The sequence below is a fragment of the Rhizobium sp. BK418 genome (genome assembly GCF_004341105.1).
Taxonomy (GTDB): Bacteria; Pseudomonadota; Alphaproteobacteria; order Rhizobiales; family Rhizobiaceae; genus Rhizobium.
Window position 1 is genome coordinate 13,431 of the sequence record NZ_SLZK01000013.1, and the last position, 26,295, is coordinate 39,725.

The 26,295-nt window shown below is 59.9% G+C and carries 28 protein-coding genes; 15 read left to right on the top strand and 13 right to left on the bottom strand.

Features of this window, described 5'->3' with window-relative positions; genetic code table 11:
• Positions 1 to 105 precede the first annotated feature (105 nt).
• The 4 genes from EV281_RS29960 (at position 106) to EV281_RS29975 (ending at position 3,315) form a co-directional block, all read left to right on the top strand.
• Positions 106 to 699 carry a chromate transporter gene (locus tag EV281_RS29960; RefSeq protein WP_132658473.1) on the top strand — a complete coding sequence of 198 codons (594 nt, stop codon included), beginning with the start codon at positions 106 to 108 and terminating at the stop codon, positions 697 to 699.
• Positions 692 to 1,231, top strand: a complete 540-nt coding sequence (locus EV281_RS29965) for a chromate transporter (RefSeq protein WP_132658474.1) — start codon at positions 692 to 694, stop codon at positions 1,229 to 1,231. The genes EV281_RS29960 and EV281_RS29965 overlap by 8 nt, the downstream gene beginning before the upstream one ends.
• A 126-nt stretch (positions 1,232 to 1,357) precedes the next feature.
• Positions 1,358 to 2,227 (top strand): phosphate ABC transporter substrate-binding protein, encoded by an 870-nt coding sequence (locus tag EV281_RS29970; RefSeq protein ID WP_132658475.1) that lies wholly within the window; start codon positions 1,358 to 1,360, stop codon positions 2,225 to 2,227.
• Between the two features lie 47 nt (positions 2,228 to 2,274).
• The gene (locus tag EV281_RS29975; protein ID WP_132658476.1) at positions 2,275 to 3,315 is read left to right on the top strand and encodes an amidohydrolase family protein; all 1,041 of its coding nucleotides are present in this window, start codon (positions 2,275 to 2,277) and stop codon (positions 3,313 to 3,315) included.
• Positions 3,316 to 3,323: 8 nt separating this feature from the next.
• On the opposite strand, the gene EV281_RS29980 is transcribed toward EV281_RS29975, so the two are convergent.
• On the bottom strand, positions 3,324 to 3,620 hold the full coding sequence (locus EV281_RS29980; protein WP_132658477.1) for a hypothetical protein: 297 nt from the start codon (positions 3,618 to 3,620) through the stop codon (positions 3,324 to 3,326).
• 155 nt (positions 3,621 to 3,775) lie between these two features.
• Between EV281_RS29980 and EV281_RS29985 the strand changes: the two genes are divergently transcribed.
• Genes EV281_RS29985 through EV281_RS29995 form a run of 3 tightly spaced genes read left to right on the top strand, consistent with a single transcriptional unit; the run spans position 3,776 to position 6,432 of the window.
• On the top strand, positions 3,776 to 4,885 hold the full coding sequence (locus EV281_RS29985; RefSeq protein WP_132658478.1) for a zinc-binding dehydrogenase: 1,110 nt from the start codon (positions 3,776 to 3,778) through the stop codon (positions 4,883 to 4,885).
• A 9-nt stretch (positions 4,886 to 4,894) separates the two neighbouring features.
• On the top strand, positions 4,895 to 5,572 hold the full coding sequence (locus EV281_RS29990; protein WP_132658479.1) for an RraA family protein: 678 nt from the start codon (positions 4,895 to 4,897) through the stop codon (positions 5,570 to 5,572).
• 14 nt (positions 5,573 to 5,586) lie between these two features.
• Complete coding sequence (locus EV281_RS29995) at positions 5,587 to 6,432, top strand: alpha/beta hydrolase (RefSeq protein WP_132658480.1); 846 nt, start codon at positions 5,587 to 5,589, stop codon at positions 6,430 to 6,432.
• A gap of 2 nt (positions 6,433 to 6,434) precedes the next feature.
• Here EV281_RS29995 and EV281_RS30000 read toward each other — a convergent pair whose 3' ends face one another.
• Complete coding sequence (locus EV281_RS30000) at positions 6,435 to 7,355, bottom strand: LysR family transcriptional regulator (RefSeq protein WP_132658481.1); 921 nt, start codon at positions 7,353 to 7,355, stop codon at positions 6,435 to 6,437.
• A gap of 213 nt (positions 7,356 to 7,568) precedes the next feature.
• On the opposite strand from EV281_RS30000, the gene EV281_RS30005 reads away from it, so the two are divergent.
• The gene (locus EV281_RS30005) at positions 7,569 to 8,168 is read left to right on the top strand and encodes a HupE/UreJ family protein (protein ID WP_132658482.1); all 600 of its coding nucleotides are present in this window, start codon (positions 7,569 to 7,571) and stop codon (positions 8,166 to 8,168) included.
• Positions 8,169 to 8,240: 72 nt separating this feature from the next.
• Here the strand turns inward: EV281_RS30005 and EV281_RS30010 are convergent, their stop codons facing one another.
• The 7 genes from EV281_RS30010 to EV281_RS30040 all read right to left on the bottom strand — a co-directional run bounded on the left by EV281_RS30010 (position 8,241) and on the right by EV281_RS30040 (position 14,465).
• The gene (locus EV281_RS30010) at positions 8,241 to 8,444 is read right to left on the bottom strand and encodes a hypothetical protein (protein ID WP_132658483.1); all 204 of its coding nucleotides are present in this window, start codon (positions 8,442 to 8,444) and stop codon (positions 8,241 to 8,243) included.
• Between the two features lie 126 nt (positions 8,445 to 8,570).
• Entirely contained in the window at positions 8,571 to 9,500 is a 930-nt protein-coding gene (locus tag EV281_RS30015; RefSeq protein WP_132658484.1) for an ABC transporter substrate-binding protein, read from the bottom strand.
• Between the two features lie 267 nt (positions 9,501 to 9,767).
• On the bottom strand, positions 9,768 to 10,700 hold the full coding sequence (locus EV281_RS30020) for a LysR family transcriptional regulator (protein WP_132658485.1): 933 nt from the start codon (positions 10,698 to 10,700) through the stop codon (positions 9,768 to 9,770).
• A gap of 1 nt (position 10,701) precedes the next feature.
• Positions 10,702 to 11,712, bottom strand: coding sequence for an FAD-binding oxidoreductase (locus EV281_RS30025; RefSeq protein ID WP_132658486.1), 1,011 nt, complete (start codon positions 11,710 to 11,712; stop codon positions 10,702 to 10,704).
• Between the two features lie 13 nt (positions 11,713 to 11,725).
• Complete coding sequence (locus tag EV281_RS30030) at positions 11,726 to 12,550, bottom strand: IclR family transcriptional regulator (protein WP_245508410.1); 825 nt, start codon at positions 12,548 to 12,550, stop codon at positions 11,726 to 11,728.
• Between the two features lie 88 nt (positions 12,551 to 12,638).
• The gene (locus EV281_RS30035) at positions 12,639 to 13,163 is read right to left on the bottom strand and encodes a 3-methyl-2-oxobutanoate hydroxymethyltransferase (protein ID WP_132658487.1); all 525 of its coding nucleotides are present in this window, start codon (positions 13,161 to 13,163) and stop codon (positions 12,639 to 12,641) included.
• A gap of 15 nt (positions 13,164 to 13,178) precedes the next feature.
• Positions 13,179 to 14,465 carry a Rieske 2Fe-2S domain-containing protein gene (locus EV281_RS30040; protein WP_132658488.1) on the bottom strand — a complete coding sequence of 429 codons (1,287 nt, stop codon included), beginning with the start codon at positions 14,463 to 14,465 and terminating at the stop codon, positions 13,179 to 13,181.
• A gap of 214 nt (positions 14,466 to 14,679) precedes the next feature.
• Here EV281_RS30040 and EV281_RS30045 point away from each other — a divergent pair, with 214 nt between their 5' ends.
• The 3 genes from EV281_RS30045 to EV281_RS30055 all read left to right on the top strand — a co-directional run bounded on the left by EV281_RS30045 (position 14,680) and on the right by EV281_RS30055 (position 16,763).
• A complete protein-coding gene (locus EV281_RS30045; protein ID WP_132658489.1) occupies positions 14,680 to 14,997 on the top strand; it encodes a non-heme iron oxygenase ferredoxin subunit in 318 nt (105 codons plus the stop codon).
• Between the two features lie 68 nt (positions 14,998 to 15,065).
• A complete protein-coding gene (locus EV281_RS30050) occupies positions 15,066 to 15,830 on the top strand; it encodes a class II aldolase/adducin family protein (protein WP_132658490.1) in 765 nt (254 codons plus the stop codon).
• Between the two features lie 183 nt (positions 15,831 to 16,013).
• Positions 16,014 to 16,763, top strand: a complete 750-nt coding sequence (locus tag EV281_RS30055) for an IclR family transcriptional regulator (protein ID WP_132658491.1) — start codon at positions 16,014 to 16,016, stop codon at positions 16,761 to 16,763.
• Positions 16,764 to 16,769: 6 nt separating this feature from the next.
• Here EV281_RS30055 and EV281_RS30060 read toward each other — a convergent pair whose 3' ends face one another.
• Positions 16,770 to 18,380 (bottom strand): FAD-dependent monooxygenase, encoded by a 1,611-nt coding sequence (locus EV281_RS30060; RefSeq protein WP_132658492.1) that lies wholly within the window; start codon positions 18,378 to 18,380, stop codon positions 16,770 to 16,772.
• A gap of 204 nt (positions 18,381 to 18,584) precedes the next feature.
• On the opposite strand from EV281_RS30060, the gene EV281_RS30065 reads away from it, so the two are divergent.
• The 3 genes from EV281_RS30065 to EV281_RS30075 all read left to right on the top strand — a co-directional run bounded on the left by EV281_RS30065 (position 18,585) and on the right by EV281_RS30075 (position 21,398).
• Positions 18,585 to 19,574 (top strand): ABC transporter substrate-binding protein, encoded by a 990-nt coding sequence (locus tag EV281_RS30065; RefSeq protein ID WP_165912002.1) that lies wholly within the window; start codon positions 18,585 to 18,587, stop codon positions 19,572 to 19,574.
• An 85-nt stretch (positions 19,575 to 19,659) separates the two neighbouring features.
• Complete coding sequence (locus tag EV281_RS30070) at positions 19,660 to 20,352, top strand: class II aldolase/adducin family protein (protein WP_132658494.1); 693 nt, start codon at positions 19,660 to 19,662, stop codon at positions 20,350 to 20,352.
• A 32-nt stretch (positions 20,353 to 20,384) separates the two neighbouring features.
• On the top strand, positions 20,385 to 21,398 hold the full coding sequence (locus EV281_RS30075; RefSeq protein WP_132658495.1) for an amidohydrolase family protein: 1,014 nt from the start codon (positions 20,385 to 20,387) through the stop codon (positions 21,396 to 21,398).
• A gap of 67 nt (positions 21,399 to 21,465) precedes the next feature.
• Here EV281_RS30075 and EV281_RS30080 read toward each other — a convergent pair whose 3' ends face one another.
• On the bottom strand, positions 21,466 to 22,674 hold the full coding sequence (locus EV281_RS30080) for an adenylate/guanylate cyclase domain-containing protein (RefSeq protein ID WP_132658496.1): 1,209 nt from the start codon (positions 22,672 to 22,674) through the stop codon (positions 21,466 to 21,468).
• 246 nt (positions 22,675 to 22,920) lie between these two features.
• Between EV281_RS30080 and EV281_RS30085 the strand changes: the two genes are divergently transcribed.
• Positions 22,921 to 23,124 carry a hypothetical protein gene (locus tag EV281_RS30085; protein ID WP_184328125.1) on the top strand — a complete coding sequence of 68 codons (204 nt, stop codon included), beginning with the start codon at positions 22,921 to 22,923 and terminating at the stop codon, positions 23,122 to 23,124.
• Positions 23,125 to 23,191: 67 nt separating this feature from the next.
• On the opposite strand, the gene EV281_RS30090 is transcribed toward EV281_RS30085, so the two are convergent.
• Positions 23,192 to 25,027, bottom strand: a complete 1,836-nt coding sequence (locus EV281_RS30090) for an ABC transporter ATP-binding protein (protein WP_132658497.1) — start codon at positions 25,025 to 25,027, stop codon at positions 23,192 to 23,194.
• A 31-nt stretch (positions 25,028 to 25,058) separates the two neighbouring features.
• On the bottom strand, positions 25,059 to 26,255 hold the full coding sequence (locus EV281_RS30095; protein WP_132658498.1) for an aminotransferase class V-fold PLP-dependent enzyme: 1,197 nt from the start codon (positions 26,253 to 26,255) through the stop codon (positions 25,059 to 25,061).
• Positions 26,256 to 26,295: the final 40 nt, after the last annotated feature.

Genomic DNA, 26,295 nt, shown 5'->3' on the forward strand with positions numbered 1-26,295 from the left:
GGAAATGGCGTGGACTCGGTCGCCAAGTGCGGAGCATCCTTCCCAAGTGTCGCCCAAGATTTCCCAATCGGGGCAGTAACGAGATGCAGGCAAGGGAGGGCCGAATTGGACAAGCCGGTAGACGCTCATATGCACAAGGAGGAAGCAGTCCCACTTTCCGATCTTCTGATTTCTTTCCTGCGGCTTGGAGCATCGTCATTCGGCGGCGGCATGTCCGGCTGGACGCATCGCGAGATCGTCGAACGCCGCGGCTGGCTCGATGACGATAATTTCCTGAAGACGCTGACGATCGCGCAGATCCTTCCGGGTGCCAATCCAGTCAACCTGGCGGTCTATATAGGCCTCAAGCTGCGGGGCTGGACCGGCGCTGCGCTGGCGTTCGCAGGAATGCTCGCGCCGGCTCTCACGGTGATTCTGTTGATGAGCTTCTTCTACGAGAAGATCAACGGCTATTCCGAGGCCCATACCGTTCTGCGCGGCCTTGCCTGCGTCGGCATCGCCTCGTCACTGACAATGGGGATCAAGACCGGGCGTCGCCTGCACCGGCACGCGGTGCCCATTCTTATCGCCATCGCCGTCTTTGTCATGGTCGGCCTCCTGCGCTGGCCGCTGGTGCCGGTCGTTGCGTTCAGCATACCGGTCAGCATCGTGGCCGCCTTCTTCGTGAAAGACCAGAGGCGGGAGAAGAAGCATGGATGATGCAAAACTCCTCAATCTCGTCCTTCTCTGCATTCCGCTGTCGCTCGTCTCCTTCGGTGGTGGACAGTCGATCATTGCCGGCCTGCAGCACCAGACGGTGGACGTGCTGGGGATGCTGAGCGCGCGTGCTTTTACGGATTTCTATGCCATCTCCCGCGCCGCGCCAGGCCCCGGCACCCTGATCGTCGCGCTGATCGGCTGGCATATTGGCGGATTACTGGGCGCACTCGCTGCGACACTTGCGATCTTCTTGCCGTCCTCGCTCCTCGTCTGCATCTGCGGCAGCATCTGGCATCGTCACCGCACGTCGGCCTGGGTCATTGCCGCCGAGCGCGGCCTGGCACCGGTCGCAGCCGGTCTGATCTTTGCTGGCGTTTATACGGTCGCGCAGTCGGCCCAGCTCAATCTGATCGAGATGGCAACGGTTGCAGCCGCTGTCGCCCTCTTGCTCTTCACAAAGGTTGGTCCTTATCCGATCCTGGCCGCAAGCGCCCTCGGCTATTTCCTGCTCAGCCTCGGCGGTTACGCCTAAGACCCAGCTTCGACACGCCCCTCCGAAAAATCGCCAACCCGGAATTGACCGGTCGGCGATTCCCGTTATTATCATTAAACAAGAACATCGTTCCATATATAGGAACAATCGATCCGGGAGGGCTCGATGTCAGATAAATTATTGTTACGCACGGCGCTGGGAAAACACGCTCACGTCAAGCCACTCGTGGATGGGCGCGTCTCGTCCAGCCGCGTCACCTTCGAGTTTCGAGACTACGATCCGCTGCCCAAGGCCTTCCGCACCATGGTTCGCGGCGATGAGCTCGATGTCTCCGAACTCGCCGTCGTCACGCACCTTCTCGCCCATCACTATGCCAAGCCGCTCAGGGGCATCGCCATCCCACTCTGGAACCGCCTGCCCCATGCCAATCTCGTCTGCCCGGTGGATTCGGCCATCCGCGAGCCGAAGGATCTCAACAATACGAAAGTCGGTGTGCGCGCCTATGCCCAGACATCGGGCGTCTGGGTGCGCGGCATCATCAAGGACGATTACGGCGTCGATCTTGACAGCATCACCTGGCTCACGATGGAAGACGCCCATCTGAGCGAATATACCGATCCCGCCAACACGGTGCGCAACGACAGGTCCATGGGCCTGCGCGAGTTGATGATGACCGGCGAGCTTTCGGCGATCATGGGCGAACGCGTGGTCGATCCCTCGGGCATCCGCACCGTCGTTCCCGAAGGCGACAAGGCGGCCGAAGCGTGGATCGAACGGACGGGGATCGTGCCGATCAATCACGTGCTGACGGTTCGCAATGCACTGCTTGATGCGTACCCCTGGCTTGCCGGAGAGCTGATGGAACTCTTCGAAGAGGCGCGGCGCGTCTCGATCGAAGAGGATGGCGCAACGCCACCGCCCGCCTATGGGCTAGAGGCGAACCGCCGGTCGCTGCAACTTGCCTTTGACTATTCCGCCGACCAGCAGGTCACACCGCGGCGCTATGAGGTCGACGCGCTGTTCGTTCGCATCTGATTGATGCCGGACACCAGTTCTCATCGATGACGCAAGGAGGATTGCGCATGATCATCGACATTCACGGACATTACACCACCGAGCCGCAGGCGCTTCACCAGTTCCGCGACAAACAGCTCGCCGGGCTTGCAGACGCCATGCGTCGGCCGCTCAGCACCGATCTCGGCATTTCCGACGATATGCTGCGTGAATCGGTGGCGCCGCAGCTGAAGCTTCAGAAGGAGCGCGGCAGCGATCTGACGATCTTTTCGCCGCGCGCCGCCGGCATGGCGCATCACGTCGGCACGGAAGCAGTCAGCATGCAGTGGACGTCGATGTCCAACGATCTGATCCATCGCATCTGTAAACTGCTGCCGGATAATTTTGCAGCCGTCGGTCAGCTGCCGCAGCACCCCGGCGCTGCCCCGAAAAACTGTATCCCTGAGCTGAAACGCATCGTTGAAGAACTCGACTTCGTCGGCGTCAACCTCAACCCGGATCCGTCCGGCGGCTACTGGACCGATCCGCCGTTGACGGACCGCCAGTGGTATCCGCTCTACGAGACACTCTGTGAGCTGAACGTGCCGGCGATGATCCACGTTTCGTCATCCTGCAATGCCTGTTTCCACCACACCGGCGCCCACTACATCAACGGCGACACGACAGCCTTCATGCAGCTCCTGCAGGGCGATCTGTTCAAGGATTTCCCGTCCCTGAAATTCGTCATCCCGCATGGCGGCGGCGCCGTGCCCTTCCATTGGGGCCGCTATCGCGGCCTGGCGCAGGAGATGAAGAAGCCACTTTTGACCGAGCATCTGCTGAAGAATGTCTTCTTCGACACCTGTGTCTATCACTATCCAGGCATCGAACTGATGTCGAAGGTGATCCCGGTCGATAACATCCTTTTCGCCTCGGAAATGCTCGGCGCCGTCAAGGGCATTGACCCGGAAACGGGGCATCACTACGACGATACGAAGCGCTATATCGACAAGCTCGAAGCGCTTGATGAGGTCAGCCGCTACAAGATTTTCGAGGGCAATGCGCGCCTTGTCTATCCGCGCCTCGATGCGCAGTTAATGCGCCGCGGCCGTCCGGGCCGGCCGCAATGATCGCCGCATCAGCAGCACGAAAGATCGTCGCGGTCCGAAATAATGGCGTTTTTCATCCACGAGGGCGGCAGGTCATCAACCGTCACGTCGGTAGCCGGTTTGAACGCCTTGAAGGCATGTCGGGTTTCGGGTGCTGTCCAGAAGGTCACGATTGTCTCGATCGGCGGACAGCCCGGAAGGCCGCAGGCGACTTCCGCCACCATGACCGGGACCTCGTCATCGAGGCCGAAGCGCTCGCGCGTCCAGTCCTTGATTTGGCGGACGGCCTCGATCTTTCCGGCGTTGCGGCTTGTGGTCTTCAGCATGGTTTCCGGCTGGGTTCGGCGGCGCTCGATCGGCCGCTTTCGATCGTGAGCATAGGGCGTGGCAGCGCCGCTTGTCAAAATGGTTTGTCTAAACTGAGGGCTCACCGGGCGGCGCTTATGCCGCAGGTCCACAGCTCGTATGAAGGGAGTGAAGCATGACAGAGAAGGTTCTCGCCGCAGTCCGCACCGGACCGAGCCAGATGGATTTCCGCGAATTTCCGATGCCGGACGTTCCGGAGGACGCTGCCCTCCTGAAAATGGAAGTGGCCGGCATCTGCGGCACCGACGTCAAGCTCTTCAAGACGCCGCCGAACAATGCGCCGACGATCATGGGCCACGAAAATATCGGCTATATCGCCAAGGCCGGCCGCGAATTCACCCGCCGCAAGGGCTTCAAGGAAGGCGATCTCGTCTTCGTCGAACACTATGTCATGTGCGGCAAGTGTCAGTGGTGCCATCAGGGTCAGTATCGTCATTGCGAAAATACCGACTGGCGCAACAACCCGGAAAGTATCCGCTACGGCTACACCTCGGCCGAGCGCGCACCCCATCTCTGGGGTGGCTTTGCACAATATGTCTATCTGCCGTGGAACGCCGTCGTCCACCGCGTGCCAAAGGGCGTTACGCCGGAGCTTGCCGGTCTCGTCACTCCAATGGCCAATGGTGTGGAATGGTCGCTCTTCGATGCAGGCGTCGGCTATAATTCGACCGTTCTCATTCAAGGGCCGGGTCAGCAGGGCCTCTCGCAGACGGTGATCTGCAAGCAGGCCGGCGCATCTCTCATCATCGTGACTGGTACGACCAAGGATACGGCACGTCTCGAGGTCGCCAAGCAACTCGGCGCTGATTACGTCATCGACGTCCAGAAGGAAGATCCGCTGGCCCGCATCATGGAGATCACCGGTGGCAAGGGCGTAGACATCTCGCTCGACTGTACCGCAGGCGCCGGAACGATCCCGATCCTGCTTGGCGTCGAAGCGCTCGTGCGCAAGGCGGGCACGATCCTCGTGCAGGGCGAGATGAAGGAGTTCCCCAACTTCCCGCTTGAAAAAGTGACGACCAAGGCGATCACCATCAAGAGTGCGCGCGGCCACAGCTACCGTGCGTGCGAATTGGCTCTGGAGCAGATCGCGTCCAACCGCTTCGCGCTGGACAAGATCACCACCCACCGCTTCGGCCTGAAGGATGCAGCACTTGCCATCCAGTCGGTCGGCGGCCAGGGCGTGCCCGATGTGATCCACGCATCGCTGTTGCCTTGGGAATAGGAGCACATCATGACCCTCGGTTTCAGGATCGTTCCGCGCACCCGCAAGGTGGATGCGGCCACCATCGAGAAGTTCCGGACCTTGCCCGTCGCCAATGTCAGCGATGTGATGTCGCGCATGACAGCTGGCGGGCCTGAGCTTCGCCCACTGCATGCCTCGGGTCAGATGTCGGGGGCAGCTTTCACCGTGAAGACGCGGCCCGGCGACAATCTGATGATCCATAAGGCGCTGCTGACGGCTGAGCCCGGCGATGTCATTGTCGTCGATGCCGGCGGTGATCTTACCAATGCGCTCGTGGGCGAGATGATGCTCTCGCACGCCATGAAGATCGGCGTGACCGGCGTCGTCATCAACGGTGCAGTGCGCGACTACGGCTGGATCAAGGCCGGGACCTTCCCGGTTTTTGCCGCCGGGGTAACGCACCGCGGCCCCTACAAGGATGGCCCCGGCGAAATCAACGTGCCGATCGCCTTTGGCGGCATGGTCATCAACCCCGGCGACCTTGTGATCGGCGACGATGACGGCCTTCTCTGTGTGCCCTACGGCATGACGGACGACATCTATACCCAGGCCAAGGCCAAGAATGAAGCGGAAGCCAGAACTGTGGCCAACACGCTTGCCGGCAAGCTCGATCCGAAGCTCTGGGTCGATGAAAGCCTGCGCAAGCTCGGCTGCGAAGGGCTGTAAGACAGGAGAGATTGATGGCAACGGCAATAATCGACGGTATCAGTACGCGCTACGAGGTGATCGGCAATGGCCCGCCCCTGCTGATGTTCTCACCGGGTGGTTTCGACGCCACGATCGAGAAATGGCGTACGCAGGGCATTTATGAGCAGATCCAGTTTCTGGAGCAGCTGCCTTCGCACTTCACCTGCATCCTCTTCGACCGGCGCGAAACCGGTCAGTCAGGCGGGCGCGTCGAGCGGGTTACATGGCAGGACTATGTCGCGCAGGCGACGGGCCTGCTCGATCATCTCGGCATCGAGAAGGCTCATATCATGGGCGGCTGCATGGGCTGCAGCGTGGCGATGGCCTTCGCCACGGAATTCCCGGAACGTGTCGACAAGATGGTGCTCTTCTGGCCCGTTGGCGGCGCGCGCTATCGCATGACCGGCCATCAGCGCTTCGCCGAACATCTGGCCTTCGTGCAGCAGAACGGGTTGGAAGCCGTCGTTGCACTTGCCAGGGAGAGCAACAAGGCCTTCGGCGCCGATCCGCGCGGCGGCCCATGGGTCTCGGTGCTTCGTCATGACAAGGAATTCGCCGAGCGTTACATCTCGATGAATGTTGATCATTACAAGGCGATCATCGCCGGCATGCCGCGCGGCCTCATTGATCGCGATACGTCGCCGGGCGCCGATCCTGAGGACCTTGTCAGGCTCGACATTCCGACGCTCATCGTCCCGGGCGCCGACTTCTCACATGCGACGTCGGCCGCCCGTTACATCCAGGAATGCATTCCGGGTTCGGACTACTGGGATATTCCGGTGCCGCAACTGTCAGCCGAAAACACCAATGCAAGGGTCATCGACTTCCTAAAAGCCTAATGTCAAGCCGGCAGCGCTTCCGGGAGGAACTGACCGCTTCGCTGCGTCAGGAAATCCTGGAAGGCGGCCATGACGGGGGTCATGGCCCTGTCCGTGCGGCTGATGGCAAACCATTGACGACGAATCGGCAGCCCGACCACATCGAGAACCGCAAGCTTGCCCGCCCGCACCTCGTCGGCGACGCTGTGGGCAGCAAGGAAGGCGAGCCCGGTATCGACCATGACTGCCCGCTTGATGTCCTCGACGAGTTCCATTTCGGTGATCGGACTGGCGGCTCGGCCGGGAACGTCGGCCATGAAGCGCTCGAAGGAAATCCGCGTGCTGGAATCGGTGCCGCGCACGATGAAATGCTCCTGCACGATATCCGCCTTCGAAACATCGTGACGTCCAACCAGGGGATGATGCGGGGGCGCGACGATCACCAGCGAATGTTCGCCAAAGATTGCCGCGCGCACGGAAATATCCCTGGGCGGCCGACCGACCAGGGCAATATCGATCGTCCGCTTCTTCAGACGCTCGATTGTCTCGGTCCGCCGGTCGATCACGAGGTCCAGGTCGATATCGGGAAACTCGTTGGCGAAGGCATTTTGCATGGCACTTGCAAAATAGCGGACCGTCGATACCGCACCCACCGTGATACGGCCGCGTTTGATGCCTTTGAATGCATTGAGTTCGTCGCTCAGGAGCTGAAGGCGGTCCTCGATATCGCGCGCGGCGGATAAAACCGCCCTGCCCGCTTCCGTCGGATACATGCCGTGCGCCATACGGTCGAATAGCCGGACGCCTGCCTCCGCCTCCAGCTGCTTGAGCTGCAACGTGACGGCTGGAGCACTGAGTCGAAGCACCTTCGCAGCCTCGACGATCTTGCCATGCGACTCGATGGCAAGTAGCGATCTCAGCTGGCGAAAGCTTATATTTTTCATAGCTTCAATAATAAAAAAACTTAATGCCGGCGTAAAGAGATTAAAATTTACTTTCGCCCCGTCCGGGCCTAGCGTCGTGACGATGGAGGGCAATTCTTCTCCGCTTTGCGCAGGAGACGCCTACGGCAAATGACCCCTTGCATTATCATCGTATGTTGACGACTTTGCCCCTCAGAAATTGTCGCCGACGCAGAACCCAGGAGGAAAATGAAAATGAGACAATCAATCAAGCGCGTGCTTCTGGCCGTTGCCGCCGCCGCTGTACCGGCTGCCGCCTATGCCCACCCGGCGATCGGTGAAGCTGCCGGCCTCGGCCATGGTTTCGCCCACCCGATGACAGGTCTCGACCACATCCTGGCGATGGTCATGGTCGGCGTACTGGCCTTCCAGCTCGGTGGCCGCGCGACGTGGCTGCTGCCCACAACCTTCGTGCTGGTCATGGCGGCTGGCGGTATGCTCGGCATGGCCGGCATCAACCTGCCCTTCGTCGAACTCGGTATTGCGCTTTCCGTTGTCGTGCTCGGCGCGGTCGTTGCTCTCAACATCAAGGCCCCGGTTGCCGCGGCAATGGCCATCGTCGGCTTCTTTGCGATCTTCCACGGCCACGCCCATGGTTCTGAAATGCCGGAAAATGCTGCCGGCCTCGCCTATGCCATCGGCTTCATGACGGCAACGGCCATGCTGCATGTTGCAGGCCTCGCACTCGGCTTTGCGATCGGGCGCGGCGGTGAGCGCAGCGGCTTCCTGGCAACTCGCCTTGCCGGCGGCATTGCCACAATCGCCGGCGTCGGCATCCTCGCGGGCCTCATCTAAAATCTTAGCGGACAAGAAAGGGCGGCAATCCAATGGATTGCCGCCCTTTTTTCATGTATTGATATAGGTTGATCAGCCGCGCTTCAGAGTGCGCTTGAACGCGGTCTCATCAATGCCGAGCGTGTGAAGGGCAGCGGAATTGGGAACGCGGCGTTCCCTGCGCGCCATCGAGCATTCATGCGCGGCGCCGACGAGGCTCATGGTCTCGAAGAAACCGCCGAATGCGCTGCGGACCCAGTCGGTGCGAGGCATGTTCCGGTAAGCAATCGTCGTCATCTGTCATCTCTCCGCGTCTATTGTGCGCTGCATATAACCTGCTGGCGCAGCCGCGGAAAGGGCTTAAGCATCAATGCTGATATACGGGGGCCGCATAGCAGCCCGAACCTGAGATAAGGAAACGCGTTAGATCACGAAATTCTCCATCGTCTCAGGGACGAAGATATCCTCAGGCTCCAGTCGGCGCTTCGATAGCCCCTGCTCGTAGGAATAGCGCAAGAACGTATCGAGCGTCTGGCGGTTCTGTTTGAAGCCGTAGCTCCAGTAATCGTCGCCCATGATCCGGCGGGCTTCCTCGACATGCGCGTTCAGCCAGGGAAGCATCACCTTCAGCGCCGCCGTCTCTTCAAGATCGCGGTAAATGCGCGCCTGTGCTTCGGCGAATGCCTTGTAGAGAGACTGTGCGATCCAGCGATGCGCCTCGTAGATCTCCCGGCGGATGACGATGGTATGCATGATCGGAAAGATTTCGGTCTTGCGGAAATAGTCGCGCTCGACCTGAACGAAATCCTCAAACAGCCGCTTCACATGGCACCCGTCATAGGATGAGGGCTTGCGCGCCGTAAACAGGGCATCGATATCCCCTTCCCTGATCATCGTCGACAGCGTCTGCTGCGGACCGATGCGCTTGACGCGAATATAGGGTGGCAGGTCCAGCGGCAGCTTTTCCGGCCTGTTCGGCTGCTCCTCGCCGCCCGTATAATGCGTCACGTCATCTACTCTGACGCCGTATTCGTCCGACAGGATTCCGCGGATCCAGACGGGCGCCGTCATCTGATATTCCGGACTGCCGACGCGTTTGCCGGCGAGGTCGGACGGCTGGCGGATACCGGCGCCGGAATTCACATAAATCGAGGAATGACGGAAATAGCGCGAGGGGAACACCGGTATGGCGACAAAGGGCTGCGCCTCCGTGAAATGGGACATCACATAGGAAGACAGCGACATCTCGGCGATATCGAATTCCTTGTGGCGAAGCATGCGGAAGAAGGTCTCTTCCACCGGCATGTTCAGATAGACGAGATCGATGCCGTCCGGCACGACTGTCCGGTCCATCAGGGCCCGCGTGCGGTCATAGTTCCAGCAGCCGAAAGACAAACGAAGCGACGATGTCAGAATTCTCACTCCCCAACAGCCGGGCCTGATACGGAACTTGGGAACCTCCTACCAAGCGACTGACATCCAAGGAAAATCAGCTTCCGCACTCTTTAGCCGGACATGAAAATCCGACCTCGACCCTTGATATTTCCTTGGGATCATCGGGCTCACTCGGACAAATGTCCAAGATAAAGCATATTGTCCAGCTCATACGAAAATCGCTGGTCAGGCATCAGTGACGCGATCGATCGGATGTGCGTAGGGGCCGATGGCCGAGGCCAAACGGTCGACCATATTGTAGATGAAAGAGTGGAAGAGCCGCTCGTCCGCCAGCCCTTTGTGGGAGGCGTGCGCAAGAAAGAGCGTCAGCTTCACGTCGGGCCGTTCGATGCGCCGGGCGACGAGTTCGCCCGAGCGAATTTCTTCGGACACGATGCCATAGGGCATGATGCTCTGGGCAACACCGTGCACGATGAGCGCCTTGATCGCCTCCATGGATTGCACCTGATAGGTGATCTTGACGTCGACCGAGAGGCGCGACGCGGTTTCGTGCACACGCCGCCAGATGATGTCGCGGTTGGACACGAGTGCGAGGTCGCCCTCAACCGCATGCCGGAAGGAGACATCGGTCTCCTCAGATTTGCTGTCTGGCGCCGAAATCAGCAGCAGATCCTCCTCCATGAGCGCAATGCGCCTGAGGCCCGGACTGTCTTCGATATCGTAGGCGAGCACATAATCGAGTTCGCCGCGCTCCAGCGCATCGGTGAGCACGAAGCTCAGTTCCTCGACGACATGGAGGGCGATGCCCGGGAGCTGCTCGTTGGCCGCTACGAGAAGATCGGTTCCGATCAGCTTGAGGATGCTCGGCGTCGCGCCGAGCCGCACTCTGACGCGTTCACCACTGAGCGAAACCAGGTCGCGACGCGTCTCCTCGATACGCTGGAGAATTTCCAGCGCCCGTTCATAGAGCAGCATACCGGCCGGCGTGGCGCTAACGCCACGCGAATGCCGGTCGAGCAACTGGATCTGAAGCGAATCCTCGAGATTGCGGATCTGTATGCCGAGCGCGGTCTGGGCAAGGTTCAACTGTTCGGCGGCACGTGTGATGTTGCCGACTTCAACCACCTTGACGAAATAGGAGAGCTGGCGAAGTTTCATGTCAGTAGAACTGGTCAAAATGGACCTGGCCCTGCGGCACGCTAAGGTCGATCAGCATTTTCTGGATGGCCTGGCCCATCATCGGCGGGCCGGCGAAATAGATCTCGCATTGCGGAAGACGCTCAGCGAACAGTTTTGCGGCAATTTCATGCACGAAGCCGCGATAGCCGTCCCAGCCATCGTCCCCCGCAGGCATGCCCGACACCACAGGATGGTAATGGAGGGTGTTGCCGAAGCCCGGAAGCTCCTCCAGCATTTCGCGCCCGCAGATATCGCGTGCCTCTCTTCCTCCATAGATAAAATCCAGCCGCCGCCCCGCCAGGGCCGGCGAGACCGCCGCTGCCCGCGTCACCGAAATCATCGGCGACAGGCCTGAGCCGCCGGCCAGACAGATGATATCGCGCGGCGAATCCTCGCGCAGGTAGGCCATGCCATAGGGTCCGTCGATGCCGATCCTGTCGCCGGTCTTGAGCTTGTCGAACAACATCGACGTGGCTGCACCATTTGGCACCCGCCGGATCTGGAAGTGCCACTCCTCCGGCTGGTCTCCCCTGTTCGCCATGGAATAGGCGCGGCTGCCCTCGACCCCGGCAAGCGAAAGCAGCGCATACTGGCCGGAGAGAAATGCGACCGGTCTGTCGAGACGGAAGCGGAATTCTCTGATGTCGTGGGTTATGTCGCGGATGCCGACAAGCTCGGCTTCCTGCCGTACCGGCGTATGGGCGCTGACATATTGCGGCATCAGCCGGAGCTTGACGAGGCAATCCGTCAGCGGCCGCGCCTGGCAGCCGAGCCGGCGGCCCCGCTGGCGATCACGGTCGTTGAGGCCCGGCGCATCGGGGCGAAGCTCCTCGATCTCGCCTTCGAGAAGATCGAAACGGCAATTGCCACAGGAGCCGACATTGCATTCGTATGGGAAGCCCAGACCGGCGCGAATGGCGGATCGCATGATCGTGTCTCCGTCGGCGCAGGACCATTTCATATCGGTCCCGCTCAATGTCATCACGGTCATGCGTTCCTCCCTATCATCTTTGTCTATAGCCCGCTCCATGGCCGAGGCGGGATGAAATGGTCGCCACCGTATCCAGGAGTGACGGCGCGAAATTCTCTATGGCTTCGAGCGAGAGCCGCAACGACGGGCCGGCAACGCCGACGGCGCCGACAACGGCGCCGGTGGAATCGCGGACCGGGGCGGCAATCGCCCGGATGCCCGGCTCACTCTCTTCATCCTCGATCGCAAAGCCGCGCTGGCGGACTTCTGCGAAAATCTCGCGCACCCGCGCGGGATCGGTAATTGTATGCGACGTACGGCGCACGAGCGGTCCGGCAAGCAGGCGCTCGACTGTCTCCTCCGGCGCGAAAGCGAAGATCGCCCGGCCGACTGCAGTGCAATGCGCCGGCCGGCGGGCACCGAGGTCCGACTTGATGCCGACCGCCTGTGGGCTTTCCAGGTCGTAGACATGCATCACTTCGGTATCGGTCGGGATGCCCAGGATGATGGTCTCGCCGGTATGCTTGCGAAGGTCGAACAGATAAGGACGTGCCTCGTTCGAGAGATTCATACGGCGGCGCACCAGCGTTCCGAGCCCGAAGAGGCCTACCCCAAGACGGTAACGCTCGGTTTCGGGGTTCTGCTCGAGCAGCCCTTCGGCAACCAGCGTCACGGCAAGGCGATGCACCGTGCTCTTTGCCACCTTGAGCTTCTGAGCGAGCGCACTGACGCCGATTTCGACCTCATCTTCCGAAAATGCTTTCAAAAGGCGGATCGCCGTCGTGACCGAAGACAAGCGATTGCGCTTGGCAGGGGCGGCCTTTTTCGTACGTGCCGTTTCCTTCACAGATGCGTTCATGGCGTGCGTTTTCCGTCTTTTTGCAAGGAGTGAGGGATCGTCCATAACACAGCTCCTGCAAATACTCACGCCACGCCTTGACGCATTCTCAGACCCTCAAGGCGCTCAGCATCTCGGCGACATAATCATCGCCGTTCGAGATGACGAGCATCGCCGCAAAGGGGCGCATCGCCGTCAGCGTCCGGGCAAGATCGAGCGCCGGCACTTCCGCAGAGCTGACGACCAGGCCAGTCGTCATCTTGCTGCGCACGAAACAGGCGTTGCCGATGACTTCGGCCGCCTCCGCCGAACTGCCGGCCGTCGTCAACATGACGATGACATCGGCATCGGCGATTTCGTCCACCAGCGCCGTGCGCTTGCCGGAGAGATCCTCCAGAACCGCATCGACGGGCAGCATCTTCAGCGAATCGGACACCGGCTTGGCTTCGACATAACGCAGGAAATGCGCGTGGCCTCCGGCGTAACCGACAGCCAGCCGTTCCAGCGTGGCCTCGGCGGTTTTGTCGAGTGCGATGATGCGCGATTTCCGCGGCCGCGAATTCGGATAATTGATCCGAAACCGCGCTTCTTCCGCAGTCGTTGCGCGAGCGCTTTCACTCAATCCGAGTTGCATGATCTGCGCTCCTTATCAGACGCTCGTCTGTGCCTTGCCCGAAATCACGGTCAGTGCTTCATCGGCGATATCGATATAGGCCTTGTCAGCCGGCAGCACGATTGCAGCCGAGCGCACGCGGTGATGGGCCGGATCGACGCCGGGCGGCGTTATGCCTTTGTCCTTCAATGCACGTGCCGCCCGCATCAGCCTGTGACGCGCCATGATGATGCCGTTGTCGGTCGAAACCAGGTTTTCCTTGCTGCGATCGACGATCGGTCCCATGCTTTCCTGCAGCGACGCATCCTGCATGGCGATGCCCTCGACGCCGGAATAGGTCGTGCCCTTACGCTGAGCCTCGCGATCCATCAGGTAATCATTGTCCTTGTTGGCGAGCGGCCGGTAGCTGCCCGGAACATAGGCCACATGGATACCCTTGCCATCCTTCATCGCCTGACGTTCTTCCGTCGTCAGAGCGCGAACCGGATGATAGTCAAAGCTCCAGGCCCAGCAATTTTCATCGTCGATCGGAATCCAGAAATGCCCGTGAACCGGGTGGTCGCCGCGCGGCGGAACCATGGTGAAGGATGGCATGACCCAAGGGGTGATGCGCCAGTAATAATGGCCCTCTTCCGCATTGCGGCGTGCGCCGATGTACAGGCCGCCTTCCATGTCGGTTACTTCGAAGAAGGGCCTCGCATCCGACATATTGTATTTATTGCCGCGCGCACCTTTGAAAAGCGGGTCGGAGTTCAAGCTGCCGCTATGGAGCCAGGAGACGTGGCTGGAATCGATGCCGCCTTCCATGGCCTGCAGCCAGTTGCACTCCTGCCAGCGCTTGGAGGTGAAAGTCTGCTCGGGTGGCACTAGCGCGAATTCCCATTCCGGATGCGGCGGCTGCTTGTCCGCAGGGCCCATATAGGTCCAGAGGATGTCGCCGATCTTGATCAGCGGGTAGGACTTCAACTTGATCTTGCTGCAATAACCGCTTTCTGCCGGCTCGGAAGGCACTTCCACGCACTGGCCGGTATGGTCATATTTCCAGCCGTGATAGGGGCAGCGCAGGCCGCCCTGCTCGTTGCGGCCGAACCAGAGCGAAACGCCACGATGGGCGCAGAATTCATCGATCAGCCCATAACGCCCCTCACTATCACGGAAAGCCAGGAGGCGCTCGCCGAGCAGCTTGATACGCACAGGCGCACAATCATTGTCCGGCAGTTCCTCGGCAAGCAGCGCCGGGATCCAATAACAGCGGAACATCTCACCCATCGGCGTACCGATATCGGTCTGGGTCAGTAGATCGTTCTGTTCTTTCCTGAGCATGACAACTCCTCCTCGAGCTCGTCAGTGACCGACAGCTGCGCCGCGCCACCTCTGTTTCCTCCGGCCGATCGGATTTGCGGTTGACCTTCGCGCCGGATCGGGTATTTTTAGCGAGTGTTCCGTTATGCAGAACATCGTTTCGTTTTAAACGCTATATCGAGATAGCAGGCTAGTCAAGCGCTGGCGAAGTCGCCAAAGCAGGGAGGAAAGACCAATGGCGGAAGTGGGTACTCGGATCAGGCTGTGCTCGACCGATGATGTGGATTGGGATAGCGCGATCCGGGTCGAGGAAGGCGATCTCACGCTTGCCGTATTTAATGTGAACGGGACGTTCTACGTGACAGACGATCTCTGTACGCACGGTCCAGGTTCTTTGTCGGAAGGTTATCTCGATGGCCACACCGTGGAATGCGATTTCCATAATGGCCAGTTCGACGTGCGCACCGGCGAAGTCGTCGCCCCGCCCTGCATGATTCCGGTCAAGACCTACAAGGTCGTCGTCGAAAACAACGACGTGCTGATCGAAGTCTGACGCCCGTCGCTTGCGGAAGATAAAAAGTCGTATAATGTGAGATTAATTCGAAACGGGAGGAGCCGATCATGCAATCTCACAAACACGCGGAAGAACCGCAATCCGAGCTGTCGGAAAATACGCTGCGCCATGATGTATCCATGGCGACGCGCCTTCTGAACAGCCTGAAAATACTCGAATATAGCGGACATGTCAGCGCTCGTTTGCCGGGCGGCACGACCTTCCTGATTCAGCCGCAAGACAAGAGCCGCGCCGATGTTGCGCCTGACGATCTACTCGTCTGCGATCTCGACGGCAAGGTGGTTGCCGGCACGCCTGGCGTCAAACCGCCATCTGAAGTATTCCTCCATTGTGAGATTTATCGATCAAAGCAGGACGTGCAGTCGATCGCCCATTTCCATCATGACGTGACCAACGTCTTCACACTGGTCGAGGATGTCCCACTTCCGCCGGTCAAGAACCATGCGATCCGCTGGCGCAATGGTATTCCCGTTCACTCGGATCCTGCCCATGTCGATACGCCCGAGCGCGGCCGCGACATCGTTGCCACACTGGGCAATTGCCATGCGATGCAGATCCGCGCACATGGCCAGATCGTCACTGCCGAGACCGTACGTGGCGTTTTCATCGATGCCGTGCACCTCGTCGAGAATGCGGAAGCCGCCTATCGCGCCGCCTCGCTCGGCAAGATCAAGCCGCTGACCGAGGAAGAAATGGAATCCTTCGCCCACAGCTTCCGCCGCGGCCATCACATCCGCAAGCTCTGGAAATATTACGCAGGCGGCGCCATTCGCGACGGCCTGTTCCCCGAGGCATGGAATACGGCGGCCTGAGTCGCATGCGAACCGGAGCGCAGAGCTTGCGCTCCGGTCCCGCGCGGCCGATTGCTTGCCGGCTGATCATCGCTTTATAGTGGCCCTTCCTGATATTGCCGAGGTGGGATTCGATTTGCTGACAGACTGGTGGTCCGATGGCGCGCAGCGCCGTTCTGCCAACTCATCGGTGGAGAGATCAGCTTGAACAGCCTGGAAAAAATGATCGGACTTCTCGATCTCTTCGATGCGGGAGAAGATACGGTAGCACTCACCTTCGAAGAACTCTGCGACAACCTCGGCTATACGCGTTCGACCCTCTACCGCTACCTCAAGATTCTGACGGATGCCGGCCTGCTGACGTCGCTGCCAGGCGTCGGCTACATGCTCGGTCCCAGAATTGTCGAGCTGGATTACAAGATTCGCACTGGCGACGTTCTCATCCGTGCAGCGCGCCCAATGATGGAAGAGCTTGCCGCCCGCTTCAAGGCCGTCGCCCTGCTCTGCCGCCGCTACAAATTCGAGGTGCTCTGCGTGCACCAGGAAGCGGGGACGGACGCCGTGCGCAGCAATTACGACCGCGGCCGCCGGCGCTCGCTGCTGCATGGCGCGGCCTCGATTGCGATCCTCACCTATCTTCCCGATCATCAGTTCCGTAAATTCTACGGGCTTGCGCAGGACGAGTTCCAAAAGGCCGGCTTCGGCGGCTCTCTGCCGGAGGTCAAGGCGAAATTCCGCCAGCATCGCGAGCGCGGCTGGGTGAGCACCAGCGGCGATGTCACACCCGGCGTTACCGGCGTTGCCGCGCCCGTCTTCGATGGCCGTTCCGAGATCATCGGCAGTCTCAGCCTGACGCTGCGCGACGCGCAGATCCAGGCAAAGACCCTCGATAATATCGCAGAACAGGTGGTTTTCTGCGCCGGCGTGCTTTCCAAGACGCTGGCGCGCAACTGATCCCCGTCAGTGCCCCGTGACCATAGCCGCCAGATCCTCGGCGTCTTCCGGGGCACTTTTGCCGCGCCAGACGACATGCATGTCCGGCCGCACCAAAACGAGATCGTAGCCGTAAATGTCGCGAACACGCTGCGACGCGATGTCAAGCGTCTCGAACGGTACGCCCCGCGCTCTGAACGCACCCTCGATGCCCGAAGTATCGATCGCCGTGCCGCCGAGCCGCAGCATGGTGTAACCGGGGCCGATATGGTCCTGGACGGGATCGTTCTCGCCCAGCCACAGATGCGGCAGGCGGGCACCCGGCCATGTGGTCGGATGGTATTCGCGGAACAGGTGCTCCGGTCCGCCGGGCTCGTCAGTGATCACAGGCGAGCCGACATAGCGGTAGCCGAGTTCCGCACCGATCATTTCGTTGGTCTTACGCTGCTCGACATCGGCGATGCGTGCGAGATTGTCTCGCGTTGCCTGGCCTGCCTGTGTCTGATCGCGAATATCCGGCCGGTATTGTGAGCGCCATTGGCGCCGGCCGAGCGAAGCGTAGCGGGAAGCCCCGACATTGCGGTCACCAACCTGCCGGCGTTCGATTTCGTAGGAGCGCAGTAGATTCGGACCGCCCCAGCCCTGCAATGTCGCGGCCAGTTTCCAGCCGAGGTCGATCGCATCACCAACGCCGGTATTCATCCCGAGTCCGCCTGTCGGAATGACGAGATGGGCGGCATCGCCGGCGAGGAAGACACGTCCCGCGCCATAGTGGTCGGCAAGCAGAAGGTTCTGTTTCCACTGACCGACATAGAGCATCTTGTAATCGACGGGCACGCCGACTGCCTTTTCGAACTGGGCGGCCATGTCCTCGTCCTTCTCGACGACGGCATGCAGCGTCCAGTGTTTCGTCGAATCCTGCATGATGAGAAATGTCGCCTGCCCGTCGGCAACGTGATAATGACGTCCGCGACCAGGGCCATCGCCGAGTGGAATGCGGCTGTAGAGCTCTTCCGAATAGTATAGCGCTTGGCGCAGATGCAGGAGATTACCCTCGCCGCGCAGCTTGATTCCGAGCTGCTTGCGCACCGGGCTCGTCCCGCCATCACAGCCGACGACATATTTTGCGCGATAAGTTAGATTGCCTTTTTTCGTGATCGTATGCGCCGTCACACCGCCGTCGTCCTGTTCCAGCGAAACGAATTCCGAGCCATACCGGACCGTGACGCTCGGCAATTGTTCCGCCACCGACTTCAGCAATGGTTCCAGCGTGTATTGCGAGATCAGTTGATATGCCTCGAGCGGCTGGCTTGCATCCTCGGATCGACGAATCTCTTCCAGCGCCTCGTTGACCGATGGATATGGCAATCGCAGCAGCGGCGGCTCGTTCATCGCCAGAACCACGTAGACATCCATCGGTACGGAAGCGTCGAGTCCGGCCTTTCGGATCTTTTCCGAAAGGCCCATCCGGCGGAAGATTTCCATGGTTCGCGCATTGCAGCGCTCCATCTTCGGCAGGAACTCCGGCGCCTCCTTCTTTTCAATCAGCGTGCAGCGCACGCCCTTTTGGCCGAGGTCGATAGCAAGCGTCAGCCCGACCGGGCCTGCGCCAACTATGAGGACATCCGTCTGTTCCATGCTCTCCATCCCCTTGCTGCCCGCCAACCCGGTAGCGTCGGGCTCATTTATCGCGAGTTCGAAAGACCAGTCAATTCAAAACTAAAAAAATCCCACAATACAGGAAAAGTTAAAAAAGCGCTGGACAGGTGATTGCTGTTCTGCGCATGCTAACCTCAAATGACGTCGCGGCACGATTTGCCGTGCGACTCTTGGAGGAGTTCAGTGACGAAGAAGGTTGAGCTCACGCTTGCTTGCGGTGATTATGAGATCGTGCGGGCGTTGAAGGAAGGAACGGTCCGACCGGACGGAATCGAGTTGACGATCCTGACGGAGATGGATTCCACCACGCGTCACTGGCGCTTTTTGCGCAACGGCGAATTCGACGTCGCGGAGGTTTCGCTTTCCTCCTATATGGCGGCAAAGACGCGCGGCCTGCCCTTTGACGCGATCCCTGTCTTCCTGCACCGGCGCTTCCGCCACGGCTTCATCTTCACGCATACGGCGAGCAGCATCCGCGAGCCGAAGGACCTGATCGGCCGAAAGGTCGGTGTCAAAAGCTATCTGGTGACCGCATCGCTTTGGCTGCGTGGTTTGCTCGAAGGTGAATATGGCGTGCCGCACCAGTCGATCGAATGGTATTCCGAGCTGGATGAGGATGTGGACTATACGCTGCCTTCAGGCCTGAAGCTGCATAAGATCGCCGAAGACAAGTCCATAGAGCAGATGCTGGTCGATGGCGAGATCGACGCCTTGCTGCACCCTGATCTCATCGCCCCGATCAAGAAGCGCGACCCCCGCGTCGGCCGGCTGTTTCCGAACTATAAAGCCGAGGAAATCGCCTATTACGAGCGGACGGGCATCTTTCCGATCATGCATGTCATGGGCATCCGTCCTGATATCGTCGTGCGGCACCCGTGGGTGCCCATCAATCTCTACATCGCATTCGAGGAAGCCAAGCAGGTCGCCATGAAGCGTATGGAGAACCCGCGTATCGTGCCGCTCGCCTGGTACCGTGAAGCCTGGGAGGAACAGCAGGCGATCCTCGGCGACGACCCGTGGGCCTACGGCGTCGAGGGGCAGAATGCCAGGACGCTGGAGACAGTTATCGGTTACGCGCATCAACAAGGGCTGATCGACCGCAAGGTCGCGATCTCGGACCTCTTCCTCGACGTATCGCAGGGCCGCAAGCGCGGCGACAAACACCGTGTGTAGCGCCTGTGAGGGCGGTGACACCGCATTTGAACCGGCCTGGAGCGGCACTGGATTCCGCTGTGATAATTGCTCGGAGAACACGACGATGCATAAAGAACTGAAGCAGCGGATGATCGAGGCTGGCCGCATTTTGGAACAGGCCGGCCAGGGAGACTGGACGCGCGGCCATATATCGATCCGCGTTCCGGACCAGCCGGACCGCTTCTACATGAAGCCTTCGAAATTCGGCCTCGAAGAAATCACCCACGACAACATCATCACAGTCGATCTCGAGGGTGAAAAGGTCGATGGCGAATACGGTCGTCACAACGAGGTTTACATCCATTCCGAGGTGCTGCGTGCCCGCCCCGACGTCAATGCTGTCGTCCACACACACGCACCCTATGCCGTGAGCTTTTCCGCACTGGGCAAGCCGCTGCAGCCGATCGGTCACCCCGGCTCGATCTTTGCCGAAGGCCTGCCGGTCTTTTCAGAAACGACGGAGCTGATCACCACGCCCGAGCGCGGCAAGGCGGTCGCGGCTTGCCTCGGCGAGCACGGTGCCATGCTCCTGCAAAACCACGGCCTGGTGACGGCAGGCCCATCCATCGAACAGGCGATCTATCTCGCGCTGTCCCTGGAGAACGCCTGCATGATGCAGCTGTGGGTGGAGGCAGCAGGCGGCGCCAAGGCGCTCGGCAAACCCGAAGATATCAAGGCCAAGCGCAAGCACATGTTCCGCGAAGAGATGTTCAAGGCGACCTTCGCCTATCTCGTCCGCCGCCTGAAGCGCGGCTGAAGCGGCAAGACGATACGTTGAGGAGGAGTCCGATGTATTATATCGATGCGTTCAACCATTTTTTTCCTAAGCAGCTCTGGGATCGTATCCAGAAGCTTGACGGGGCCGGCAAGGATATCGGTCGGCGCATGCAGGGCGTGCCTTGCATCTACGATCTTGAAACCCGCTTCCGGGTGATGGACGAATTTTCCGATTATCGGCAAATCATCTCGCTTGGCATGCCGCCGCTCGAAGCCATGGGCGGCCCGGAACTCGCCACCGAATTTGCCCGCATCGCCAATGACGGACAGGCTGAACTCGTCGAGAAATATCCCGAACGCTTCGCCGGTTTCGTTGCCGCTCTGCCGATGAATGCTCCCGACGCCGCTGTGCGCGAGGCTGAACGCGCCTTTACCGAACTCGGTGCCAACGGTCTGCAGATCCATACCAACGTCAATGGCGCGCCGCTTGACGAAGAGCGTTTTTTCCCGATATTCGAAGCCGCCGCCAAGCACAACAAGCCGGTGCTTCTGCATCCCTCACGCACCTCGTCTATGGCGGATTACGCCACCGAGGACAAATCCAAGTACGAAATCTGGTGGACCTTCGGCTGGCCCTATGAAACCAGCGCCGCCATGGCCCGCCTCGTCTTCTCGGGCTTCATGGACCGTCTGCCGAACCTGAAGGTGCTTGCCCATCACATGGGCGCCATGGTGCCTTATTTCGAAGGCCGCGTCGGCCCAGGTTGGGACCAGCTCGGCAAGCGCACTTCCGACGAGGATCTGTCGCTCGTTCTGAAGCGCCTCAAGAAGCGCCCGCTTGATTATTTCAAGGATTTCTATGCGGACACGGCCGTGTTCGGCTCGCGTGCAGCGACGCTCTGCGGCCTGGAATTCTATGGCAGCGACCGTATCCTCTTCGCATCGGACTCGCCCTTCGATCCTGAAAAGGGCCCGGGCTACATCCGCGACACGCTGAAGATCCTGAACTCTCTCGATCTTTCCAAGGAGGATATGGAGAAGATCTGCTTCCGCAACGCCGAAACCCTCTTCGGGCTCAAGAGCTGACACAGCTGCAAGCTAATCTGACGCGCGGCCGCCATGCATTGTGGCCGGCCGCGCAGACAATATCACGTCACGCGCCGCGGGATTTCGCATCCAGCGGCTGTTGATCCGGCCAGACATAAATCGCGGCTGGCCGGGAGACCCCCTTCAGCGGAAAAGAGCCCGCCTCCTCGAAACGGCCTGGCGCCTGCGAAACGAAGTCGGCTGATGCCAACAGGCTGTGGCCAACGATATCGGCGAGCTTCTCCATGCGCGCCGCTTCGTTGACCGCTCTACCGATGGCCGTGAAATCGAGACGGCGCGCCGCCCCGACGTTTCCGTAAAAGACTTGGCCGACGTGCAGAACGATATCGACGAGCAGTTGCGGTTCTCCTGCTTTCGCGCGCTCGCGATTGACAGCGGCATTGGCTTCCATGGCGGCCTGTGCCGCAGACAGAGCGCGATTGCATGCCTCGGCCGGGTTGTCGATATCTGCAGGAAAGATGGCGAGAAGACTGTCGCCCATGAACTTCAAGATCTCTCCACCCTCCTGCTCGACCGGTGTGCCAATCGCCTCGAAATGTTCGTTGAGCCAGGCAACGATGCGTTCGGGCCCATGCTTTTCGTTGAGCGAGGTGAAATTCTTAAGATCGGCGAGAAGGATCGCGGCATAGACCGCGGTACCGTCACCGCGGCGGATATGACCGCTGAGGATGTGGCCGCTGGTTCTAGCGCCCGTATAGACGGCCAGGACATCGGTAGCCACCCGCGTGGTGGCGATACGCCAACAGGCAAGGGACAGTGCTGGGACCATTTTCTGCAGATCGGCAATGAGCCTGTCCGAAAAGCCATCGGGATCGTCGACCGCAATCGAGAAGCTGACGCCAGCAAGCGCAGTATCACCGGGAAATGAAACAAGCTTCGTCAGATAGTCGGTAGCACCGAGCTCAGCGAGTTCGGTCAGCAGTGGAATCGGCGGGGCATCCGGTCCCGGCGGCAATCTCCAGCGGGCATATCGGAGATTATTTGTGAGGAGATAGGAGATGGGAGAGCGCCGGAACAGTTCCTGGCTCGCTTCATCATGCCCTTGAACCTCCTTCGAAATACCGGACGAACGGTACCAGGCGACCGAAAATCCTCTCTGCAGGGGATCGATCGACGGCATTGCTATCGACGCGCGAAGGATTGGGTATCCGAGATCCGCCAGCCGTTCTGCGACACCCTGCAAAATGGTGTCGATCGTATCCGTCGATAATCCCTCAGAGATGATCCAGTCGATCAGATCTTGCAAACAAGGCATGGCGACGTCCTTCTCCCTCCGCTTTTTTGGGGAGGTCTGTCGTTCTAACGCAATTTCATCAATGGTCCATTGGCCTGTCATTTTCGGCAGAGAGCGTCGTTGCAAAAATTTCAAACACCCTCGCCGATTGTGGTAAGATGCGGTGGAACAAAATGGCCTCAGCTGCGTAGTGTCTCCCTGGGACGCGAAAAAGCCTGTTATCGCCCTAACAACAAGCACAACTCCACTTCGAGAAAGGAAAGGAATGTGTCTACGACCATACGGACGGCTGATGTTGTGCCGCATGACGACCACGTCGTTACCGCCAAGGAAGCCTTGGAAGGGCTTTATCTGAGGCTCGAAATGGAGAAGGAGGTTCGTCTCGTTGCCGCGGCCTTACGCGCTGGCTGGTCGGCAGACGAAGCGTTGGACGCGATCGACCAGCTCCGGGCCGACGATACGAAACATTGAGGGCTCCCTGACGTAAACATTTCTGGGCCTTGGCATGGAAAACCATCGCTGTGGTTTTCTGCTGCGCTCAGACGGCGACCAGATGCCCCGGCGATACCTCATGATATTCCAGCGGCTTGATCTTGTAGTCGACGGGACGGATCGGGCTCCTGATCTCGTCATTGGCAGCAGTCCGCTTTTCGCGGCGGCGATCGGGATCGGGAACTGGAACAGCTGCCATCAGCTTCTTGGTGTAGTCATGCTGCGGACTTCCGAAGACGGCGGCCCGCGGGCCGATTTCGACAATTTCGCCGAGATACATGACGGCAACGCGGTGGCTGACGCGCTCGACGACGGCCATATCATGGGAAATGAAAAGGAAGGCGAGGTTCAGGCTCTGCTGCAGGTCGAGCATCAGGTTGATGACCTGTGCCTTAATGGACACGTCGAGCGCCGAGACGCTTTCATCCGCGACGATGACCTTCGGCTCCAATGCAAGCGCGCGGGCAATACAGATACGCTGGCGCTGTCCCCCGGAAAATTCATGCGGGAAACGGGAGGCCATGTCCGGCGTCAGGCCGACCTTGGTTAGGAGGTCAGCGACCCGCTCCTTCGCCTGTTTGGCTGTGCCCATCCTGTGTTCCAGATAGGGCTCGGCGATAGCATCACCAACGCGGATGCGAGGATTGAGACTGGCGAAGGGATCCTGGAAGATCATCTGCACGGTCTTGCGCATCTCGCGCATGCCTGCCTTGTCGAGCGCCAGCACATCCTTGCCATCGGCGATGACGGAACCGCTTTGCGCCTCGATCAGCCGCATGATCGCGCGTCCGGTCGTAGATTTGCCGCAACCGGACTCTCCGACCAGCGATAGCGTCTCGCCGGCGTAAAGATCGAAGGAGACGTTTTCGACCGCGTGGACGCGACCGGTCAATTTTCCGAAGAGGCCGGAATGAATATCGAAACGTTTGGTGAGGCTCTTCACCTCCAGCACCGGGCGGGCTGCCGCAGCAACCGTATCGGCGGTCTCGACCGGAGCATTCGATTCACCGGTCGCCGTATTGACGACAGGAAAACGTAGCGGCCGCTTGCGACCCTGCATGGAGCCAAGAACCGGCACAGCCGACAAAAGAGCACGAGTGTAGGGATGTTTTCCACGATGGAAGATATCGGCGGTTGCCCCCGTTTCCACCTGCTCGCCGCGGAACATGACAACAGTGCGGTCGGCGATCTCGGCCACGACACCCATGTCATGGGTGATGAACAGGACCGATGTGCCTTCTTCTTCCTGCAACATCTTGATCAGGTCGAGGATCTGGCCCTGGATCGTTACGTCGAGCGCTGTGGTCGGCTCGTCGGCGATCAACAATTTTGGCCGTGAGGCAAGCGCCATGGCGATCATCACGCGCTGGCGCATGCCTCCGGAGAAGCGGTGGGGATACTCATCAAAGCGAGAAGATGCCGAGGGAATACGGACCTTTTCGAGCAACCGGATCGTTTCGGCGCGGGCTTCGGCCTTCGACATCGATCTGTGGCAGAGCAAGGCCTCGGAGATCTGATCTCCGATCGTGAAGAGCGGATTGAGGCTCGTCATCGGCTCCTGGAAGATCATCGCGACATCGTTGCCGCGCACCTTGCGCATCTGATCTTCCGGCAGGCCGAGCAGATCACGCCCGCCGAGCACGATCTTGCCTTCGATGCGGCTCGAATCCGCCTGCAGCAAGCGCATGATCGAGAGTGAAGTGACGCTCTTACCGGAGCCACTTTCGCCGACAATTGCGACTGTCTCACTATGTGCGACATCGAAGGAGACATTACGAACGACCGGCTTCCAGGCGCCATCGACCCGAAATGATGTCGTCAGGTTCTGGACGGAGAGGACTGGCTCAGCCGTTGCGATGGATTGTGCCTGAATGCCGGTCATGATTGCTTCCTCAATTATCCGCAGTTCCGGATCAGTCCGGCCACTTCAGCACACCGTCGAAGCGGCGTTTGCTGCGATTTTCGATTGGCGTTGCAATGATTTCGTTGGACGCGCGCGCCTTGTCGAGCTCCTCAGCCAGACGGCTGGCGACAATCTTTTCCTGGCCCGGATGCAGGTTGCAGGGGTCAAGGTAGAAGTAGCGGTGTTCGACTTCGTGGTCGCGGACGATGATCGGCGGCGAACCGCGGCTGAGCGCATCGGCTAGATCCCAGGCGGTGATATGCGCCTCTTCGGCATCGACGATCAGCCGTAGGCGGTCGAGCGGGTTGTTGGTCGGATCGGGCTCGATCAGCGCGGTTACGCCGGGACGGCCGTCCAAAGTCTCTTTCCAGAGATTGAGATAGCTCGTCTCACGCTCTCGAATGCCGGCGTGGTCGCGCTTTTCCCAAGCTTCAAGCGCGGCCATCACGCCGAAGATGCTTTCCTTGCCCACCTTCATGCCGCGGCCGATACCCATGTTCTGCAGGAAGGCATTGCGCACCAGTTCCTTCTTGCCGGCAACGATGCCCGAAGTCGGACCGCCGAGAAACTTGTGGCCGGAATAGAGCGCCACATCGGCACCTTGTTCCAGGAAGATGCGAAGATCATATTCCGACGCTGCGTCGACGATGACAGGAACGCCTTTGGCATGGGCGATCTCGACGAACTCCTTGAGGTTCAGGAGACCGTAATCGACGACGTGATGCGAGACGACGTAGACGGCTGCAGCCGTCTTTTCGGTGATTGCATGCTCCATATGGAAGCGGTGCGTGGAGGTCGCCTGACCGATCAGCACGAGCTTGCCTCCGGCAAGGCGGATCGCCTGATCGACCGGCGCTCCATAGCTGACGACATGGCCCATCTGGACGAGAATTTCATTCTTCTCCGGCACGACGTCCGGCAGCTTTTCGACGGCGAGAAGATTGTTGCCGGTGATGGCGCCAGCGACGGCAAGCGAAATACCCGCCGAGCAGGAAGCGGTCACGAAACCTGCTTCGCCGCCCGTAAGCCGTGCGATAACGGCACTCGCTTTGCGCTGCAGGTCGTTGACCTCGACAAATTGCGGTAGGATCGACGACATGGCGGCGATCGCTTCGGGAACCACGATTGACGCGCCGAGGCTCGTCATGGTGCCGGAAACGTTGATGACCGGGCGAAGGCCGATCGATGTGCGGATGTCCTCAGACATGGGTCTCTCCAATTTCAATCTGTTGGGCCGGAACAATCAT

Bases quoted from the DNA above. Each gene is read 5' to 3' on its own strand.
- EV281_RS30080 (WP_132658496.1), bottom strand. From the start codon at position 22,674: ATGCCTTGTTTGCAAGATCTGATCGACTGGATCATCTCTGAGGGATTA.
- EV281_RS30095 (WP_132658498.1), bottom strand. From the start codon at position 26,255: ATGTCTGAGGACATCCGCACATCGATCGGCCTTCGCCCGGTCATCAAC.
- EV281_RS29980 (WP_132658477.1), bottom strand. From the start codon at position 3,620: ATGCTGAAGACCACAAGCCGCAACGCCGGAAAGATCGAGGCCGTCCGC.
- EV281_RS30020 (WP_132658485.1), bottom strand. From the start codon at position 10,700: ATGAAACTTCGCCAGCTCTCCTATTTCGTCAAGGTGGTTGAAGTCGGC.
- EV281_RS29990 (WP_132658479.1), top strand. From the start codon at position 4,895: ATGACCCTCGGTTTCAGGATCGTTCCGCGCACCCGCAAGGTGGATGCG.
- EV281_RS30075 (WP_132658495.1), top strand. From the start codon at position 20,385: ATGTATTATATCGATGCGTTCAACCATTTTTTTCCTAAGCAGCTCTGG.
- EV281_RS30060 (WP_132658492.1), bottom strand. From the start codon at position 18,380: ATGGAACAGACGGATGTCCTCATAGTTGGCGCAGGCCCGGTCGGGCTG.
- EV281_RS30070 (WP_132658494.1), top strand. From the start codon at position 19,660: ATGCATAAAGAACTGAAGCAGCGGATGATCGAGGCTGGCCGCATTTTG.
- EV281_RS30040 (WP_132658488.1), bottom strand. From the start codon at position 14,465: ATGCTCAGGAAAGAACAGAACGATCTACTGACCCAGACCGATATCGGT.
- EV281_RS30045 (WP_132658489.1), top strand. From the start codon at position 14,680: ATGGCGGAAGTGGGTACTCGGATCAGGCTGTGCTCGACCGATGATGTG.
- EV281_RS30005 (WP_132658482.1), top strand. From the start codon at position 7,569: ATGAGACAATCAATCAAGCGCGTGCTTCTGGCCGTTGCCGCCGCCGCT.
- EV281_RS30050 (WP_132658490.1), top strand. From the start codon at position 15,066: ATGCAATCTCACAAACACGCGGAAGAACCGCAATCCGAGCTGTCGGAA.
- EV281_RS29985 (WP_132658478.1), top strand. From the start codon at position 3,776: ATGACAGAGAAGGTTCTCGCCGCAGTCCGCACCGGACCGAGCCAGATG.
- EV281_RS29995 (WP_132658480.1), top strand. From the start codon at position 5,587: ATGGCAACGGCAATAATCGACGGTATCAGTACGCGCTACGAGGTGATC.
- EV281_RS29975 (WP_132658476.1), top strand. From the start codon at position 2,275: ATGATCATCGACATTCACGGACATTACACCACCGAGCCGCAGGCGCTT.
- EV281_RS30000 (WP_132658481.1), bottom strand. From the start codon at position 7,355: ATGAAAAATATAAGCTTTCGCCAGCTGAGATCGCTACTTGCCATCGAG.
- EV281_RS30035 (WP_132658487.1), bottom strand. From the start codon at position 13,163: ATGCAACTCGGATTGAGTGAAAGCGCTCGCGCAACGACTGCGGAAGAA.
- EV281_RS30030 (WP_245508410.1), bottom strand. From the start codon at position 12,550: ATGAACGCATCTGTGAAGGAAACGGCACGTACGAAAAAGGCCGCCCCT.
- EV281_RS30010 (WP_132658483.1), bottom strand. From the start codon at position 8,444: ATGACGACGATTGCTTACCGGAACATGCCTCGCACCGACTGGGTCCGC.
- EV281_RS30090 (WP_132658497.1), bottom strand. From the start codon at position 25,027: ATGACCGGCATTCAGGCACAATCCATCGCAACGGCTGAGCCAGTCCTC.
- EV281_RS29965 (WP_132658474.1), top strand. From the start codon at position 692: ATGGATGATGCAAAACTCCTCAATCTCGTCCTTCTCTGCATTCCGCTG.
- EV281_RS30025 (WP_132658486.1), bottom strand. From the start codon at position 11,712: ATGACCGTGATGACATTGAGCGGGACCGATATGAAATGGTCCTGCGCC.
- EV281_RS30015 (WP_132658484.1), bottom strand. From the start codon at position 9,500: ATGGACCGGACAGTCGTGCCGGACGGCATCGATCTCGTCTATCTGAAC.
- EV281_RS29970 (WP_132658475.1), top strand. From the start codon at position 1,358: ATGTCAGATAAATTATTGTTACGCACGGCGCTGGGAAAACACGCTCAC.